Source organism: Cupriavidus sp. TMH.W2 (assembly GCF_050847365.1).
Classification (GTDB): domain Bacteria; phylum Pseudomonadota; class Gammaproteobacteria; order Burkholderiales; family Burkholderiaceae; genus Cupriavidus.
Window position 1 is genome coordinate 2092044 of the sequence record NZ_CP193792.1, and the last position, 15813, is coordinate 2107856.

At 65.5% G+C, this 15813-nt stretch carries 14 protein-coding genes and 1 pseudogene; 13 read left to right on the forward strand and 2 right to left on the reverse strand.

Annotated features, from left to right (window positions below; genetic code table 11):
• Positions 1-66 precede the first annotated feature (66 nt).
• The gene (locus tag ACREYQ_RS09615; protein ID WP_432257415.1) at positions 67-1632 is read right to left on the reverse strand and encodes a methyl-accepting chemotaxis protein; all 1566 of its coding nucleotides are present in this window, start codon (positions 1630-1632) and stop codon (positions 67-69) included.
• Between the two features lie 238 nt (positions 1633-1870).
• Between ACREYQ_RS09615 and ACREYQ_RS09620 the strand changes: the two genes are divergently transcribed.
• Positions 1871-2734: a sterol desaturase family protein gene (locus tag ACREYQ_RS09620; protein ID WP_432257416.1), complete on the forward strand. Its 864-nt coding sequence runs from the start codon at positions 1871-1873 to the stop codon at positions 2732-2734.
• A 55-nt stretch (positions 2735-2789) separates the two neighbouring features.
• Here the strand turns inward: ACREYQ_RS09620 and typA are convergent, their stop codons facing one another.
• Entirely contained in the window at positions 2790-4610 is a 1821-nt protein-coding gene (gene typA / locus ACREYQ_RS09625; protein ID WP_432257417.1) for a translational GTPase TypA, read from the reverse strand.
• 188 nt (positions 4611-4798) lie between these two features.
• On the opposite strand from typA, the gene ACREYQ_RS09630 reads away from it, so the two are divergent.
• The 12 genes and pseudogenes from ACREYQ_RS09630 (at position 4799) to ACREYQ_RS09685 (ending at position 15777) form a co-directional block, all read left to right on the forward strand.
• Entirely contained in the window at positions 4799-5287 is a 489-nt protein-coding gene (locus tag ACREYQ_RS09630; RefSeq protein ID WP_432257418.1) for a MarR family winged helix-turn-helix transcriptional regulator, read from the forward strand.
• Positions 5288-5386: 99 nt separating this feature from the next.
• Complete coding sequence (locus ACREYQ_RS09635) at positions 5387-6931, forward strand: efflux transporter outer membrane subunit (RefSeq protein ID WP_432257419.1); 1545 nt, start codon at positions 5387-5389, stop codon at positions 6929-6931.
• 44 nt (positions 6932-6975) lie between these two features.
• The gene (locus tag ACREYQ_RS09640) at positions 6976-8232 is read left to right on the forward strand and encodes an HlyD family efflux transporter periplasmic adaptor subunit (protein ID WP_432257420.1); all 1257 of its coding nucleotides are present in this window, start codon (positions 6976-6978) and stop codon (positions 8230-8232) included.
• A 2-nt stretch (positions 8233-8234) separates the two neighbouring features.
• Positions 8235-9845, forward strand: coding sequence for a DHA2 family efflux MFS transporter permease subunit (locus ACREYQ_RS09645; protein ID WP_432257421.1), 1611 nt, complete (start codon positions 8235-8237; stop codon positions 9843-9845).
• A gap of 401 nt (positions 9846-10246) precedes the next feature.
• The gene (locus ACREYQ_RS09650; RefSeq protein ID WP_432257422.1) at positions 10247-11506 is read left to right on the forward strand and encodes an ABC transporter substrate-binding protein; all 1260 of its coding nucleotides are present in this window, start codon (positions 10247-10249) and stop codon (positions 11504-11506) included.
• Between the two features lie 51 nt (positions 11507-11557).
• Entirely contained in the window at positions 11558-12427 is an 870-nt protein-coding gene (locus tag ACREYQ_RS09655) for a branched-chain amino acid ABC transporter permease (protein ID WP_432257423.1), read from the forward strand.
• Positions 12424-13383 (forward strand): branched-chain amino acid ABC transporter permease, encoded by a 960-nt coding sequence (locus ACREYQ_RS09660; RefSeq protein WP_432257424.1) that lies wholly within the window; start codon positions 12424-12426, stop codon positions 13381-13383. Before ACREYQ_RS09655 ends, ACREYQ_RS09660 begins: the two co-directional genes overlap by 4 nt.
• Positions 13380-14129: an ABC transporter ATP-binding protein gene (locus ACREYQ_RS09665; RefSeq protein WP_432257425.1), complete on the forward strand. Its 750-nt coding sequence runs from the start codon at positions 13380-13382 to the stop codon at positions 14127-14129. Before ACREYQ_RS09660 ends, ACREYQ_RS09665 begins: the two co-directional genes overlap by 4 nt.
• Positions 14126-14836, forward strand: coding sequence for an ABC transporter ATP-binding protein (locus ACREYQ_RS09670; RefSeq protein WP_432257426.1), 711 nt, complete (start codon positions 14126-14128; stop codon positions 14834-14836). Before ACREYQ_RS09665 ends, ACREYQ_RS09670 begins: the two co-directional genes overlap by 4 nt.
• 452 nt (positions 14837-15288) lie before the next feature.
• A pseudogene (locus tag ACREYQ_RS09675) lies at positions 15289-15424 on the forward strand (DUF1177 family protein); the annotation flags it as partial.
• Positions 15425-15517: 93 nt separating this feature from the next.
• The gene (locus ACREYQ_RS09680) at positions 15518-15658 is read left to right on the forward strand and encodes a DUF1177 family protein (protein WP_432257427.1); all 141 of its coding nucleotides are present in this window, start codon (positions 15518-15520) and stop codon (positions 15656-15658) included.
• On the forward strand, positions 15655-15777 hold the full coding sequence (locus tag ACREYQ_RS09685) for an AroM family protein (protein ID WP_432260447.1): 123 nt from the start codon (positions 15655-15657) through the stop codon (positions 15775-15777). The genes ACREYQ_RS09680 and ACREYQ_RS09685 overlap by 4 nt, the downstream gene beginning before the upstream one ends.
• Positions 15778-15813: the final 36 nt, after the last annotated feature.

The window sequence follows — 15813 nt, forward strand, 5'->3', positions numbered from 1 at the left end:
CACCCCTGTGGGCAGCTTGCGGCGCATGCGCGAACGCTGCGCCTGCGCTCCGCCCACCCTTGCTCATCAGGCCAGCCGGAACGTCGCGACCAGCGAGGTCAGGCGCTGTGCCTGGTCTTCGAGCGACGCGGCCGCGGCTGCCGCCTGCTCCACCAGCGCAGCATTCTGCTGCGTCATGCTGTCCATCTGCGACACGGCCACATTGACCTGCTCGATGCCGTTGGACTGCTCATCGGAGGCCGAGCTGATATCGCCGATGATGGCACTGACACGCCGCACCGCATCGACGATGTCCTGCATTGCACGGCCCGCGTTATCGACCAGCTCCGAGCCTTCGCGCACATTGGCCACCGAGGCGCCGATCAGCGTGCGGATTTCCTTGGACGCACCGGCGCAGCGCTGCGCCAGGTCGCGCACGTCGCCGGCCACCACGGCAAAGCCGCGGCCATGCTCGCCGGCGCGCGCGGCTTCCACCGCGGCGTTCAGCGCCAGGATGTTGGTCTGGAACGCGATCTTCTCGATCACGTCGATGATGTCGACGATCTTGCCCGAGCTGGCGTCGATCGACTGCATCGTATCGACGACGCGCAGGACCGCATCGCTGCCGCGCCCGGCCAGGGTCGCGGCATCCGTTGCCAGCGCGCGCGCCTCACGCGCGCTGTCGGCATTCTGGCGCACGGTGCTGGTCAGCTCCTCCATGCTCGAAGCGGTCTCTTCCAGCGAGGCCGCCTGCTGCTCGGTGCGCTGCGACAGGTCGGCATTGCCGCTGGCGATCTGCTTGCTGGCCGCGGCAATCGAGTCCGCGCCGCCGCGCACGTCGCCCACCATGGCCACCAAGCTGGCCTGCATCCGGCCCAGCATGCCGAGCATGCGCGCGGTCTCGTTGCGGGCCGCTTCGTCGGCGAGCACGTCGCCACTGGATGCCGCCACACTGAGGTCGCCGCCGGCGATCTTCTCGAAGCGCGCAATCGCCGTATCCAGCGGCTGCACGATCGACCGGCGCAGGCGCCATGCCACCACCGTGCTGAAGACCAGGCCCACCACCAGCACGCACACCGACAGCATGAACAGGTTGCGGTAGCGCTGTTGCGACGTCTCGTAGACCTGCTTCGCGCTGGCAACCTGCAGCTTGTTCAGCTCGGTGTTGACGGCGGTGAAGGCGATGTCGAGCTTCGGGATGGTTTCGAGCACGGCCTTCATCATGCCATCGCGGTCGCCGGCATGCAGCGCGGCGATCATCGGCGTCACGCCCTGCCCGAACAGCGCATCGCGCTTGGCGCTGACATCCTCCACCACCCTGGCCTCCTCAGCCGGGCGCGGCAAGGCCAGATAGGCCTTCCAGGCTTTCTCCGAATCGCGCGCAAAGCCTTCCGCGGTCGCGGCGCGCGCTTTCGCATCGGCGGGGTCGGTGGCAAAGGTGGCCTGGTCGAGCAGCACACGAACCAGCAACTGGTTCGAGCGCGCTTCGGCCAGATTGACCGCCGCCGACAGCTGCTGCTCATAGATCTGGTGCGTGGCCTCGTTGCTGCGCGACATGCCTAGCCAGCCGACCGCGCCGACAATCAGCAATAGCAAATTCGTGACGATGGTGAGGAACCACAATCTGGCTCCGATAGTCGCGTTCTTGAACATTAAGGCTCCGGGGGAAGAGGAACTGTGGAAATCAGCGACGCGCGCCGCGCCGCTGCCCTGACCAACTACGGCGCGCAGGCCGCATCCTTTACCGGTATTGACCGCCTTCACACGCGTGACAGAATTGCATGGTGGTACATCATCCCCCGATGTGCCGGATGCGCCGCGCAAGCTGCGCACAACGCCGTTTGGAGGAAGCCCTCGTAGCAATTCCGCACGGAATATGCAAACTGGCGGAATGAACACTGAATCGCTCGATCCCGGACTCGTGCTGCTGGCGTTCGCGCCGGTCTTCCTGCTGACCATCGGCGCCGAAGCCTGGTACTGGGCGCGCCGCGACGCACGCGTCTACAGCCTGCGCGATACCGTATCCAACGCGGCGCTGGCGCTGATGCACCAGGCCTCGGATGCGTTCTTCCTCTGGCTGATGATCCGCACGGTCTATACGTGGTGCTACCAGCATGGCCTGCGCGCCATGCCGCAGACCCTGTGGTCATTTGCACTGTTGTTGCTGCTGCAGGACTTCCTCTACTACTGGTTCCATCGCGCCAGCCACCGCGTGCGCTGGCTGTGGGCATCGCACGTGACCCACCATTCGTCCGAGGGCATGAACTTCTCCACGGCGTTCCGGCAGAGCCTGACGTATCCGCTCTCGGGCATGTGGCTGTTCTGGATTCCGCTGGCGTGGATCGGCTTCACGCCGGACTGGGTGATCCTGGCGGTGGGCCTGAACCTGGCGTTCCAGTTCTTCGTGCATACGCGGCTGGGGCAGCGCTGGCCGCTGGTCGAGTCGCTGCTGAACACGCCGTCGGTCCACCGCGTGCACCACGCGAAGAATCCGCAGTACATCGACCGCAACTACGCAGGCGTGCTGACGATCTGGGACCGGCTGTTCGGCACCTTCGTCCCCGAACGCGAGGCGCCGGTCTACGGCATCACGCGCCAGGTGCGTACCCATAACCCATTGACGCTGACCTTCCATGAATGGCGAGAGTTGTTCGCCGATGCCTGGCGCGACCGTGACCCGCGCTATCTGTGGAAGCCGCCCGAGTGGCGCAGCCCGCGCGCGCCGGCACTGGAGCCGGTGCCCGGCACGCGATAAAAAAACCGCGCCCGAAAGGCGCGGTTTTTTGTGGCCGGCAACAGCACGTATGCGCTTATACGCCTTCGCGGGAAGCGCGCTTGCGCTCGTGTTCCTTCAGGTGGCGCTTGCGCAGGCGGATGCTCTTGGGCGTGAGCTCGACCAGCTCGTCGTCGGCGATGAATTCCACCGCATACTCGAGCGACATCTGGATCGGCGGCACCAGGCGCACCGCTTCGTCGGTACCCGAAGCCCGCACGTTGGTCAGCTGCTTGCCCTTGATCGGGTTGACCACCAGGTCGTTGTCGCGGCTGTGGATGCCGATGATCATGCCTTCATACAGCGCATCGCCGGGCTTGACGAACATGCGGCCGCGGTCCTGCAGCTTCCACAGCGCGTAGGCCACGGCATCGCCGTCGTCCTGCGAGATCAGCACGCCGTTGTGGCGCTCGCCCAGGCCGCCTTCGCGCACCGGCGCGTAGTCGTCGAAGATATGGCTGATCAGGCCGGTGCCGCGCGTCAGCGTCAGGAATTCACCCTGGAAGCCGATCAGGCCGCGGGCCGGGATGCGGTATTCCAGGCGGGTACGGCCCTTGCCGTCCGACGCCATGTCGAGCAGCTCGCCCTTGCGGCGGCCCAGCTCTTCCATCACGCCGCCCTGGTGGCTGTCTTCGACGTCCACGGTCAGCAGTTCGTACGGCTCGTTCTTGACGCCGTCGATTTCCTTGAACACCACGCGCGGACGCGACACGGCCAGCTCGTAGCCTTCGCGGCGCATGTTTTCCAGCAGGATGGTCAGGTGCAGTTCGCCGCGGCCCGACACTTCGAAGATGGTGTCGTCGCCGGTATCGGCCACGCGCAGTGCCACGTTCGACTTCAGTTCGCGGTCCAGGCGCTCGCGCAGCTGGCGGCTGGTCACGAACTTGCCTTCGCGGCCGGCCAGCGGCGAGGTGTTGACGCAGAAGTTCATGGTCAGCGTCGGCTCATCCACCTTCAGCATCGGCAGCGCGTCCTGGGCGTCCGGTGCGCACACGGTGCAGCCGATACCCAGTTCTTCGATGCCGTTGATCAGCACGATGTCGCCGGCTTCGGCCTCGGGCACGATCTCGCGCTCCAGGCCCTGGAACTTCAGCACCTGGTTGATGCGGCCCTTGATCGGGTTGCCTTCCGGGCCGAACTTGACCACCACGTCCTGCAGCGGACGGGCGCGGCCGCGCGAGATGCGGCCCACGCCGATCTTGCCGACGTAGCTGGAGTAGTCCAGCGAGATGATCTGCAGCTGCAGGGGACCGTCGCGATCGTCGTCACGCACCGGCACCTTGTCCAGCACGGTTTCGAACAGCGGCTTCATGTCGCCGTCGCGCACGTCTTCGGTCAGGCCGGCAAAGCCGTTCAGGCCCGAGGCGTAGATCACCGGGAAGTCCAGCTGCTCGTCGGTGGCGCCCAGCTTGTCGAACAGGTCGAAGGTCTGGTTGATCACCCAGTCCGGGCGCGCGCCCGGGCGGTCGATCTTGTTGACCACCACGATCGGCTTCAGGCCCAGCGCCAGCGCCTTGCGCGTGACGAAGCGGGTCTGGGGCATCGGGCCCTCGACCGCGTCGACCAGCAGCAGCACGCCGTCGACCATCGACAGCACGCGCTCCACTTCACCGCCGAAGTCGGCGTGGCCCGGGGTGTCGACGATATTGATATGGGTGCCGTTGTATTCGACGGCACAGTTCTTCGCGAGAATCGTGATCCCGCGTTCCTTTTCCAGGTCGTTCGAGTCCATCACCCGTTCGGCGACTTGCTGGTTGTCGCGGAAGGTGCCTGCCTGGCGCAGGAGCTGGTCGACCAGGGTGGTCTTGCCATGATCGACGTGGGCGATGATGGCGATATTTCGGATGGCGCGGGTCATTGCTGCGTCTCGCTTTGGAGAATCTGAGGTAACCCGACATTCTAGCATGTTGCAGCGCAAGACGCGTTGACCGGAACCGTCACTTCCTCAGTGAAAATTATTGCGAAAAATGGAATAACCAATTTCCGTTCTTGCACATCGTTAAACGTGAACATATATTTGCCACAGCAAAGATTGCAAAGGCAAAGATGTCACAGTTCCCACTCTCCGATCGGGCAGCCGAAATAACCGCCGGCCCGTTCGATCCCGCCCAGTACCAGATGTGCGACAGCGTCGGCTACCTGATGCAGCGCGCCAGGAATATGCTGGCGCACGGGGTCGAGCAGGAGGTCGGCAGCCTGGACATCACGCAGGCGCAAGCCAGTTGCCTGATGATGCTGGCCACCGGCCGCGCCGCAACCGTCACCGACCTGGGCCGCGAGCTGAATACCGACATGGGTTCGGTCACGCGCCTGCTCAGCCGCATGGAAAAGCGCGGCCTGATCGAGCGCCGCCGCCGCGACGCCGACCGCCGCGTGGTCGACCTGTCGGTCACGCCGCAAGGCCAGGAACTGGTGGAACGGCTGCCGGCCGTCTTCTGCAAGGTACTCAGCCACCACTTTCGCGGGTTTTCCGAGGACGAAGTCCAACTGCTGCGCAGCATGCTGCGACGGATCATCGATAACAACAGCGGATAGCGGGCATGCGCGCCGGCCTCCGGCACGCCAGCTTTTCCGGTTAGCCGGACACCGTATCAGCCCGTAGAAACCGTATGGCTCCAGTCATGGAGCAACAACATGAAACAAGCCCTCTCCTCCCAATCTCTCCAGCCCGCACGCTCGCGCGAGCTGGTGCGCCGTGCCGGTTCGCTAGTGCTGACCGCCGTGGCCGCGGCAGTGCTGGCCGGATGCGCGGCGCTCGGCAATTCGCACAGCACCCAGACCGTGGCCGATCCGGCCGCGATGGCAACGTCGCAAACCCTGCCCGGCGAGCACGGCCAGTGGCCCTCCCAGGACTGGGTCGCCCAGTTCAATGACCCGCAGCTGAGCGCCCTGGTCGATGAGGCGGTCAAGGACAACCCCAACCTGCAGGCCGCGTTCGCCCGCGTGGAAGCCTCGCGCGCCATGGCCGATGCCACCCGCAGCGCGCTCTATCCGCACCTGGAGTTCGAAGGTAGCCTGCTGCGCCAGCGCTTCTCCAACAACGACCTGTTCGAAGGCACGCCGCTGGCCGGTTCGTGGCAGAACCAGTCGCGCCTGCAGGCAGGCCTGTCCTATGACTTCGACTTCTGGGGCAAGAACCGCGACGCGCTTGAAGCCGCCCTGTCCGACGACCGCGCCGCCGAAGCCGAGAGCCAGGCCTCGCGCCTGATCCTGGCCACGTCGATCTCGCGCAACTACGCGCGCCTGGCCGCACTCTATGCCCAGCGCGACGTGGCCGAGCGCGCCATCGCCCAGCGCCGCGACCTGACCGAGCTGTCGCGCCAGCGCCTGGCCGCCGGCCTGGATACGCAGGTCGAGACCACGCAGGCACGCGGCACTGTCGCCGCATCGCAGACCGACCTGCAGCGCGTGGACGAAGACATCGCACTGGCACGCAACCAGCTGGCGGCGTTGCTGGGCAAGGGCCCCGACCGCGGCCTGCAGATCCAGCGCCCGGTGCTGCTGGCGCAGGCAACGCCCACGCTGCCCGACAACCTGACCATCGGCCTGCTGGGCCGCCGCCCGGACCTGGTGGCGGCGCGCTGGCGCGTGGAAGCGGCATCGAAGGACATCAATGTCGCCAAGAAGGAGTTCCTGCCCGACGTCAGCCTGACCGCATTCGCGGGCCTGGCCGCGCTGGACCCGTCCAAGCTGCTGATGGGCATCAGCCGCACCTTCGGCATCGGCCCGACCATCCGCCTGCCGATCTTCGAAGGCGGCAAGCTGCGCGCCAACCTGAAGGGCAAGTACGCCGGCTATGACATCGCCGTGGCCAACTACAACCAGGCCCTGGTCGATGCGCTGCGCGAGACCGCCGACACCATGACCAGCATCCGCAGTGTCGACAAGCAGATCCAGACCCAGCGCGAAGCCCTGGACCTGGCCGAGCACGCCTACGCGCTGGCCACCATGCGCTACAAGGCCGGGCTGGGCACGCAGCTGACCGTGCTCAACACCGAAAGCAACGTGCTGCAGCAGCGTCGCCTGGCGACCGACCTGCAGGCACGGCGGCTGGACCTGCAGATGGGCCTGATGAAGGCGCTCGGCGGTGGCTACCAGGAGCCCGCCGAAGGCCACGACAGTGCCGCCCACGGCCAGGCGCAGCAACAGGACAACACCCAGGCGGGCGCCCGCGGCTGATCCGCGCACCCAGTGATCGCACACAAGATTCTTCAGAAAACATTATGAGCAACAACCAGCAAGCGGCCGGCACCAGCAATCCCCAGCATCCCGCCCAACCCACTCCGGCCACCAGCAGCAACAACGGCAAGCGCAAGCGCATGCTGCTGTCGCTGACCGCGGCGCTCGTCGTCGCCGGCGTCGGCTACGGCGTGTACTGGGGCCTGTACGCCCGCCATTTCGAAAGCACCGACGACGCCTATGTCGCCGGCAATGTGGTCCAGGTCACGCCGCTGGTGGGCGGCACCGTGGTGTCGATCGCCGCCGACGACACGCAACTTGTCACCGCCGGCCAGCCGCTGATCCAGCTCGACCGTGCCGATTCGCAAGTGACGCTGGAACAGGCCGAGGCCCAGCTCGCCCAGGCCGTGCGCGAAGTGCGCACGCTATACGTCAACAACGGCTCGCTCGCCGCCAACGTGGCGCTGCGTGAAGCCGACGTGGCCAAGGCCCGCGACGACCTGCGCCGCCGCCAGGCCATCGCCGGCTCGGGCGCGGTCTCCAATGAAGAGATCTCGCACGCGCAGGCCGCGCTCAAGGGTGCCGAGTCGGCGCTGCTTGCCGCGCGCGAGCAACTGGCCTCGAACAAGGTGCTGACCGACCAGACCACGGTGGAAAAGCACCCCAACGTGCAGCGCGCCGCCGCCAACCTGCGCTCGGCCTACCTGGCGTTCGCGCGTTCGTCGATGCCTGCGCCGGTGACCGGCTATGTCGCCAAGCGTTCGGTGCAGGTTGGCCAGCGCGTGGCCGCCGGCGCGCCGCTGATGGCCGTGGTGCCGCTGGACCAGGTCTGGGTCGACGCCAACTTCAAGGAAGTGCAGATCACGCATATGCGCATCGGCCAGCCCGTCACGCTGGAAGCCGACGTGTATGGCTCAAAGGTCGAATACCACGGCAAGGTCGCCGGCTTCTCGGCGGGTACCGGCTCGGCGTTCTCGCTGCTGCCGGCGCAGAACGCCACCGGCAACTGGATCAAGGTGGTGCAGCGCCTGCCGGTGCGCATCGCGCTTGATGCGCAGCAGCTCAAGGACCACCCCCTGCGCGTGGGCCTGTCGATGACCGTCAAGGTCGACGTGCGCCGCGAGGAAGGCGCCGCCATGGCCGCGGCCGCGCCGGCCAGGCCGATGCAGACCGATGTCTATGACAAGGTCGCGCAGGACGCTGACCAGTTGATCGCTCGCATCATCGCTGCCAACAACGGCGGCCGCAGCACCGGCCTGTCCTCGGCCAGCGCCGCCAACGCCAAGCCTGCCAACACCTGACCATGGCGAACTCCCCTACCGCCGCGCACGGCGCGCAGCCTGGCGCCAGCCCGGCGCCGGCACGGCCCCAGCCACAGCATCCGCGGCCGCTGACCGGCGGCAAGCTGGTGATCGGCACCATCGCCCTGTCGCTGGCCACGTTCATGAACGTGCTGGACTCGTCGATCGCCAACGTGTCGATCCCGGCGATTTCAGGCGACCTGGGCGTGGCGCCCAACCAGGGCACCTGGGTCATCACCTCGTTCGCGGTGGCCAATGCGATCTCGGTGCCGCTGACCGGCTGGCTGACCACGCGCTTCGGCGCGGTGCGCCTGTTCATCACCTCGATCCTGCTGTTCGTGCTGGCATCGTGGCTGTGCGGCGTCGCGCCCAACCTGGAAACGCTGCTCGCCGCGCGAGTCCTGCAGGGCGCGGTGGCCGGGCCGATGATCCCGCTGTCGCAGTCGCTGCTGCTGTCGAGCTATCCGCCGCAGAAGAGCACCATGGCGCTGGCGCTGTGGGGCATGACCACGCTGGTGGCGCCGATCATGGGCCCGCTGCTGGGCGGCTGGATCTCCGACAACATGACCTGGCCGTGGATCTTCTACATCAACGTGCCGGTGGGCATCATCACCGCCTATGTCACGTGGGCCATCTACAAGGACCGCGAGACGCCAACCAAGATCCTGCCGATCGACCGCATCGGCCTGGCGCTGCTGGTGATCTGGGTGGGCTCGATGCAGCTGATGCTCGACAAGGGCAAGGAACTGGACTGGTTCCACTCGACCGAGATCGTGGTGTTGACGCTGGTGGCGATCGTGGGCTTCCTGTTCTTCCTGGCATGGGAAACCTATGAGAAGCATCCCATTGTCGACATCAGCCTGTTCAAGGGCCGCAACTTCAGCTCCGGCGTGGTGGCAATCTCGGTGGCCTACGGGCTGTTCTTCGGCAACCTGGTGATCCTGCCGCTGTGGCTGCAGACCATCGTCGGCTATACCGCGACGGATGCGGGCATCGTGATGGCGCCGGTCGGGATCTTCGCCATCCTGCTGTCGCCGGTGATCGGGCGCAACCTGCCGAAGATGGACGCGCGCTGGGTCGCCACCGCGGCCTTTATCACCTTCGGCATCGTCAGCCTGATGCGCTCGGGCTTCACCACGCAGGTGGATACCTGGACGCTGATGGTGCCCACGCTGATCCAGGGCGCGGCCATGGCGATGTTCTTCATCCCGCTGACGTCGATCATTCTTTCTGGCCAGCCGCCAGAGAAGATCCCGGCGGCCACGGGCCTGTCGAACTTCGTGCGGATCACCTTCGGCGGCATCGGCGCGTCGATCTCGACCACCATCTGGGAAAACCGCTCGGCCCTGCACCACGCGCAGCTGGTGGAACAGGTCAACCCGTACAACCCGGCCTACCATGACCAGCTCAACCACCTGATGCAGATGGGCATGGGCCAGGCCCAGGCAATGGGCGTGATCGAGCGCAATATCGCACAGCAGGCAGCCATGCTCGGCGCCAACGATATCTTCTGGATTTCGGGGGTGCTGTTCTTCGCGCTGATCGGCTTTGTCTGGCTGACGCGGCCGGCCAAGGGGGGCGGCGGGTCGGCGGATGCGATGGCGGCACACTGACCCGACCTCTCCGGTTTTCAAGATTTGGCCCCTCGTTGGGGCCAATTTTCTTGGTTCATCGCCGATTTCCGGGGAAGGACGATGGTCCGCCGGCTGAGTGCGGCCACAAGCGGCCAACTGTGCGGGCCTGCGCCATCGGCCGAACTTCGGCCTTTCTGCCATTGCGGCTTACATGGCCGGATGGCCGAAACTGGGCGGGACCGAAAGCGGGGTGAAGGACAACGGCAGCTTTGCGCCTCCGGCAGCGCATCGCGATGCGTGCGCTTCCGAACCCGTTACTTGCACATTGCGGCTACTTGTGCATCTCAGTTAACACACCTAAAGTTGTCATCTAGGAGACACTCCCGCTTAAGCCCAGTTTCAGGCGATTCGTCGACTCGACATGACAGGTAGGGGCTACCATGACGAAACCGAACGGCATTCACTTCGATCGTCGCACCGTACTCAAGGGGGCCGCGGCGGCGGCGGCCTTACAGTTCGCGCCGCCCTTCCTCATCAAGGCGCGCGGCGAATCCCCCTTGCGAATCGGCATGGTCGATCCCTTGACCGGCGTTTATGCTGCAGTCGCACAGAATGAGGTCACTGGCGCCAGGCTGGCCGTCCAGCAGATCAATGCCAGGGGGGGCATCCTCGGGCGTCCCATCGAGTTGCTGGTGGAGGACTCTGCAAACGACGTTGGCACTGGTGTGCAAAAGGCGCGCAAGCTGATCGAACGCGACCAGGTAAGCTTTCTCATCGGCGACGTGAACTCTGGCATCGCGCAGGCTATCGCGCAGGTCAGTAACGAGAAGAAGGTGCTGCACATCGTCTCCGGCGGCCACACCGACACGATCACGGGCAGCGATTGCAAGTGGAACGTCTATCGCGTCTGCAACACCACGAGCATGGAAGCCAATGCGGTAGCCAACCTCCTGTTCAGCAAGTACGGCAAGCGGTGGCACTTCATTACGCCCGACTATGCCTTCGGCCACACCCTGCAGAAGGCCGCGGCGGCCGACTTGCAGAAGCTCGGCGGCACCATGACAGGCAATGAGCTGACGCCGCTCGGCACCACCGATTTCTCCGCCTATCTGATCAAGGCGCGTGCCGCCAATCCGGACGTGCTGCTGGTGCTGCCGCAGGGCTCTGACATGGTCAACTGCCTGAAGCAGATCGCACAATTCGGCATCGGCAAGCAGATCCATATCGCCGGGCTGCAGCAAGAACTCGAATCGCTCGAGGCGATGCCACCCGAGGCGCGCGTCGGCATCTGGATGTTCGAGTGGTACTGGAAGCAACCCGGTGTGCCCGGCGTCGAAAAGTTCGTCGCCGATATCCGCAAGGTGAATGGCGGCAAGGTTCCCACGGCGCGCCACTGGTTCGGCTACACGTCGGTCCATACCCTCGCCGCGGTTGCCAACCGGGAAAAGAGTCTCGACTCGAGAAGGCTCGCCGAGGCTCTCGGCGGGTTCGAACTAGCGGACGACATCAAGCTGCAGCCCAACAAGTGCTATTACCGCAAGGGCGATCACCAGCTCATGACGTCGTCCTTCGTGGGCGAGGCGCTGTCGAAGCCGGCAGGCGATCCCGAAGACCTGTTCCGCGTCGATCATGTCGTCGCGGGCGACAAGACTGCGCCCCCCGAAAGCGCGACCGGCTGCGCGGTGAAGTGGCCGGCCTGAATTGGCGAACCGGGCCTGTGGCCGCCGTGCGTCAAGACGTGAGTCGTGGCGATGACCCAACTCCTTCTCTTCAATATCACCAACGGGCTGATCATCGGCGCATTTTACGTGCTGATGGCGCTAGGGCTTTCGCTCATTCTTAATCTGAGCAACGTGATCAACTTCGCCCATGGCGGCTTTCTCGTCATCGGCGGCTACATTGCCTACTCGATCACGCCCTATGTCGGCTTCTGGGGGGCGCTGCTGATCGCGCCGCCACTCACCGCCGTCATCGGCCTGGCCCTCGAGCGCACGCTCATCCGGCGTGTGTACGGGCGTGATCCGCTCTACAGCCTGCTACTCACTTTCGGTCTGGCCTTCATCTTCGAGGACGGCACCCGTTTCATATGGGGCGCCCAAGGCAAGCCGGTCACCATTCCGGCCGCGCTGGCGCAGCCGCTTAGCGATGCGTTCTTCTTCATTACCGGTTACCGGCTGTTCATGGTGGGCACCGTGGCCGTCACGGTCGCGCTGCTCTTCCTGCTGTTGCGTTATACCCGCCTCGGCATCCGTATCCGCGCCGGCACGCTGGACCTCGAAACCGTCGCGGCACTCGGCATCAACGTGGGCGGGCTGCGGTCGCTGAATTTCGCCGTTGGCATCTTCCTGGCGGGCCTGAGCGGCGTGCTCGCTGCAGGCCAGCTCGGGCTGGAGCCCACCATGGGAACGGGGCTGCTAATGCCGAGCTTCATCGCCATCATTGTCGGCGGCGTCGGCAGCCTGCCCGGCACGCTGCTCGGCGGCTTGCTGATCGGCGTCGCGTCGGGCATCACCGCGGTGGTTCTTCCGGCGGCCAGCGAAGCTGTCATCTACGCCCTGATGGCGGTAGTGCTGCTGCTGCGGCCGCGCGGCCTGCTCGGCGAGGAAGGGATGCTGACATGAGAGAACACATGCCGCCGGGCCGGCTGGCGGGGCCGGCGGCGATCTGGGCCGCACTGCTGCTCGCTCCGTACTGGATGCCGCTGTTCGGCGGATATACCGCGCTCGGCACGCGTGTCCTGGTACTCGGACTGGCAGCCATGTCGGTGAACTTCCTGCTCGGGTTCACCGGGGTGTTGTCCTTCGGACACGCGGCCTATTTCGGACTTGGCGCCTACGGCACAGGCCTTGCACTGAAATTCCTGGCGCCGAGCACGCCACTGGCGCTGGTGTGCGGCACGCTGTTGGGCGGTATCACGGGTGCGCTGCTCGGCGCCCTCAGCGTACGGCGGCGCGGGGTCTATTTCGCCATGGTCACCATCGCCTTCGGCCAGGTCTTTTACTACATCGCCTTTCAGTGGAGTTCGCTCACCGGCGGCGACGACGGGCTGCGCGGGTTTTCGCGCATGCCGCTCGATCTCGGCGTCGTCACGATCGATATTCTGTCGAACGCCAACGCGTTCTACTACTTCGTACTAGCATGTCTCGCGCTTGCGACCGGCATCATGGCCTTGATCCTGCACGCCCCCTTCGGGCGCACGATGATTGCCATTCGCGAGAATGAACGGCGCGCCCGCTTTCTTGGCATCCCGGTCAACCGCCATATCTGGATTGCCTTCACGCTGTCGTGCTTCTTCATGGGGTTCGCCGGCGGGCTGTACGCCCTTCTGAACAATTTCGCCGATCCGCGCGGGTTGCACTATAGCCAGTCCGGGGATTTCGTGATGATGGCGGTCCTGGGCGGCATGCGCAGCTTCTGGGGGCCCTTGCTCGGCGCCGTGGTGTTCGTCGTGCTGCAGGATTACCTGTCGAGCATCACCATCAACTGGATGTCGTTCGTCGGCATGATGTTCGTCGCGATCGTGCTTTTTTTCCCTCGCGGGCTGCTTGGCTTCATTCGGCAAAGGAGGGATTCGTGAGCGTACTCGAGGTCAGGCATGTCAGCAAACACTTCGGCAGCCTAGCGGCGGTCCAGGATGTTTCCCTGGCCGTGGAGCCGGGCGAGCTGCGCGCCATCATCGGACCCAACGGTGCCGGCAAAACGACCTTCTTCAACCTCATTAGCGGCTTCCACCGGCCGACCTCCGGAAACATCGTCTTTGAAGGACGCGACGTTACGTCGCTCCCCGCGCACCAACGGGTGGTAGCGGGCATTGCCCGGACGTTCCAGATTACCGAGATATTTCCGGATCTGACGCTGTTCGAAAACGTGCGTGTCAGCGCGGAGGTGACGGAAGGCTTCCGTTTGCGTCCGTGGATCAGCCGAGTCGAACAGGCGAGGGTTCACCGGTGCGTCGAAGAGGCGCTTGATCTCACGGGGCTGCGCGGCAAGTCCGAGCGGCTGGTCGGCGAGCTGTCCCATGGCGACCAGCGCGCCGCCGAGATCGCGATCGCGCTGGCACTGCGGCCGCGCATCCTGTTGCTCGACGAGCCCACTGCCGGCATGGGCGACCAGGAAACTGACGAGACCATGAAGCTCATTCGGCGCCTGCATCGCGACAAGAACTTCACGATCGTGCTGATCGAGCATGACATGCGCGTGGTGTTCAATCTCGCCGATCGCGTCACAGTGCTCGACCAGGGGCGCTTGCTCGCGGACGGCACGCCCGACCAGATCGCCTCCAACGAGGCGGTGCAGGCTGCCTATCTGGGGAACGCCGCATGAGCGCTGCGCTAATCGCCGAAGGACTTCACACCTACTATGGCAAGAGCCATATCCTGCAAGGTGTCAGCCTTGAGGCTGCGGAAGGCCGAATCACGGTCTTGCTCGGCCGCAATGGGGCCGGCAAAACGACCACTTTGCGCACCCTGATGGGCTTGACGCCTGCACGCCAGGGGCGCGTGACAATTTTCGGTGCCGAGACCACGCGCTGGCCGACTTACCGCATCGCTGCCAGCGGCGTCGGCTATGTCCCTGAGGGGCGGAGGATCTTTGCCAATCTCACGGTCGAGGAGAATCTGAAGGTCCCGCTGGAACGCAGCGGGCCGTGGACGATCGCACGGGTCTACGAACTATTTCCACGCCTCGCCGAACGCAAGCTTAGCCGGGGGCGTCTGCTTTCCGGCGGCGAACAGGAGATGCTGTCGCTGGGCCGCGCGCTGCTGCTCAATCCGCGGCTGCTCATCCTCGATGAACCCTCGCAAGGGCTGGCCCCGCTGGTCGTCCAGGAGGTGTTTCGCGTGGTGTCCCGGATGCGCAATGTGGGAATTACTGTCCTGCTGGTGGAGCAGAACGCGCGCATGAGCCTGGAAATTGCCGATCACGCCTACGTCCTGGACGACGGTGGCATCGTCTATTCCGGAAACGCGCGCGAGCTCGCCGCCGATCAGAGTCGTGTCCGTGCTCTGACCGGCGCCAGCGCGGCAGAGTGACCGCGACTGGGACACGTACGAAACCCTGGTCCGCGACGCCTTCGCGCCGACCGGCATCGCGGTGCAATCGCTGCACCGGCTGGCCGAGCCGGCTGAGGCCGTGCACGCCATCGACAGAAGTGCCAGTGCTGGGCCTGCCTGAAGGCAACTGGCTACGCATCTCGAACGATCGCATCGGGATGGGTGGTGCCCATGCGGCGCGATGGTTCAAGGGCGCGGACGTTACCGACGTCCGGCCCGGCGCGCTGTCGCTGCCGCACTGAATTTGCCTGCCCGAACCTTTGCCTGCCCGAACCCAGCGCCCGGATCCCTCCCGGCCCCAGGATGTCAAGCGATATGTCTATGAAGCAGTTATTGAATCGATCGAGCTGCTGTCCGCGGCGAATGGCGACGGCGATGCCGTCGCCTCGCTGCTGCGTGCGCACGGCCTGGACGATGTCACCGTGACGCGCGTGGAAGAGAACGGCCGCTACACCGACTTCCTCGCCTGCACGGTCCCCGGCCAGAACCCGGACGCACCCGCGCTGGGCGTGGTGGGCAGGCTGGGCGGCGTTGGCGCGCGCCCTGCCGTGACGGGCCTGGTATCCGATGCCGACGGCGCCATCGTGGCCGTCGCCAGCGCCCTGAAGCTGGCCGCCATGGCCGCCGGCGGCCGGCGTCACCAACGCCTTCGACATCGACATGGCGACACGCTTCTGCATCGAGGTCGCGAAGCAGTTCGGGCAGGGCCAGTGCGACTTCTACGACGTGGTGGAGTGGGCCGAGCTGCAGCGCTGCTATGGTTCATTGGCGCACCTGCAAACCGTGGGAACCGAGGCATGAATGCCGCTGCTCCACGCCAGCTGCGCGTGGCCTTCGTCACCATCGGGCAGTCGCCCAGGACCGGCGTGGTCCCGCAGATGATTGCCGACCTGGGCCGGACCTGCCCAAGGCGATCGTGACCCGCTACAACCAGGCGCTGGTCAAGGCGCTGGCGA